The organism is Streptomyces sp. NBRC 110611, assembly GCF_001590865.1.
Lineage (GTDB): Bacteria > Actinomycetota > Actinomycetes > Streptomycetales > Streptomycetaceae > Streptomyces.
This window is the reverse complement of sequence record NZ_BBUY01000066.1, coordinates 1-2,148: the sequence shown is the minus strand read 5'-3', so window position 1 is coordinate 2,148 and position 2,148 is coordinate 1. Positions and strand designations below refer to the sequence as shown.

Sequence of the window (2,148 nt, the reverse complement as noted above, 5' to 3'; positions counted from 1 at the left end):
CCTGGCCCTCTTCGACGCCGCGCTCGGCAGTACCGAACCCATGGCACTGCCCGTCCGCCTGGACCTGACGGCGCTGCGCCAGCAAGGTGACGTCCCCCCGCTACTGCGCAGCCTGATCCGTACGAGGACCCGCCGATCCGGTGCCGCCGCGGCATCCGGTATCGCGCGGCGCCTGGCCGGGTTGTCCCCGGTGGAGCGTCGCGCGGCGCTGCTCGATGTCGTACGCGGCCGGATCGCGGCGGTCCTGGGCCACACGAGCCCGGAAACGGTCGCCTCGGACCGGGCCTTCCAGGACCTCGGCTTCGACTCCCTGACGGCGATCGAACTCCGCAACCTGCTGGGCAAGGCCACCGGACTGCGGCTCCCGGCAACGACGGTGTTCGACTACCCGACGGCCGACGCCCTGGCAGGGCACCTCCTGGACGAGCTGTTCGGCGCGGAGCAGGAGGCCGGGACGACGACGCACCTCCCGGTGTCGGCCCTCCCGTCCCCGGCGGATGACCCGGTCGTCATCGTCGGCATGAGCTGCCGCTTCCCCGGCGGCGTCGCCTCACCCGAGGACCTGTGGCGGCTGGTTGCCGAAGGGGTGGACGCCGTCTCGGACTTCCCGACCGACCGTGGCTGGGAGATCGAGGACACCGATGACCCCGAGCGGGCGGGCGCCATCGCCACCCGCTCCGGCGGATTCCTCTATGACGCGGCGGACTTCGACCCCGAGTTCTTCGGAATGAGCCCCCGGGAGGCCCTGACCACCGACGCCCAGCAGCGGCTGCTGCTGGAGACGACCTGGGAGGCGCTGGAGCGCGCCGGTATGGACCCGGCCACCCTGCGCGGCAGCCGTACGGGCGTCTTCGCCGGCGTGATGTACCACGACTACTCGACGCTGCTCTCCGGGCGGGAGTTCGAGGGCTACCAGGGCAGCGGCAGCGCGGGCAGTGTCGCCTCGGGCCGGGTCTCCTATACGTTCGGTTTCGAGGGTCCGGCGGTCACGGTGGATACGGCGTGCTCGTCGTCGCTGGTGGCCCTGCACCTGGCGGCACAGTCGCTGCGCCAGGGCGAGTGCTCGCTGGCGCTGGCGGGCGGTGTGACGGTGATGTCCACGCCGCTGACGTTTGTGGAGTTCTCCCGCCAGGGCGGGCTGGCGGCCGATGGCCGTTGCAAGGCGTTCTCCGACGCGGCCGACGGCGTCGGCTGGGCCGAAGGAGCCGGAATCCTGGTGCTGGAGCGTCTGTCGGATGCGCGGCGCCATGGGCATCGGGTGCTTGCGGTGGTGCGTGGTTCTGCGGTGAATCAGGATGGTGCGTCGAATGGTCTGACTGCGCCGAATGGTCCGTCGCAGCAGCGGGTGATCCGGCAGGCGCTGACGAGTGCCGGTCTGTCCGCCGCCGATGTGGATGCGGTGGAGGCGCACGGTACGGGTACGACGTTGGGTGACCCGATCGAGGCCCAGGCCCTGCTCGCCACCTATGGTCAGGGTCGGTCGGGGGGTCGGCCGTTGCTGTTGGGTTCGGTGAAGTCCAATATCGGGCATGCGCAGGCGGCTTCGGGTGTGGCGGGTGTGATCAAGATGGTGTTGGCGATGCGGCATGGTGTGTTGCCGCGGACGCTGCATGTCGATCAGCCGTCGACGCATGTGGACTGGAGTGCTGGAGCCGTCGAGTTGCTGACTTCTGCGGTTGAGTGGCCGCAGGGTGAGGGGCCGCGCCGTGCGGGCGTCTCCTCCTTCGGTATCAGTGGGACGAACGCGCATGTGATCCTGGAGCAGCCCGAACCGGACGCGGCCGTACTGGACGCCGGACCGGCCGCCGAATCCGATGCCGAACTGGACGAGGCCTCCGACGCGGCGGCCCGGGCCCAGGCGCCGGTGCCGGCGCCGGTTCCGCTGTCGGGCCGGAACGAGCCGGCGTTGCGGGCCCAGGCGGCACGGCTGCTGTCCCACCTGGACGGTGCGCCGGGACCGCGGGTCAAGGATGTCGCCTACTCGCTGGCGACGCGCCGCTCGGCGTTCCCGCACCGTGCGGTAATTCTGGCCGCGAACCGAGAGGACCTGCTGCGCTCGTTGTCGGCCCTGGCCGAGGGCCGCAGCGAGGCGGCCCTCGTGGCGCAGGGCCGGACCCCCTCGGGCAGCAAGCTCGCGTTCCTGTTCTC

Annotated in this window: 1 protein-coding gene; it reads left to right on the top strand. The window is 71.3% G+C overall.

Annotated features, from left to right (window positions below; genetic code table 11):
- Positions 1 to 2,148 (top strand): beta-ketoacyl synthase N-terminal-like domain-containing protein (locus tag AZE13_RS33305; RefSeq protein ID WP_258528195.1); only part of this gene is annotated, 2,148 nt, incomplete at both ends.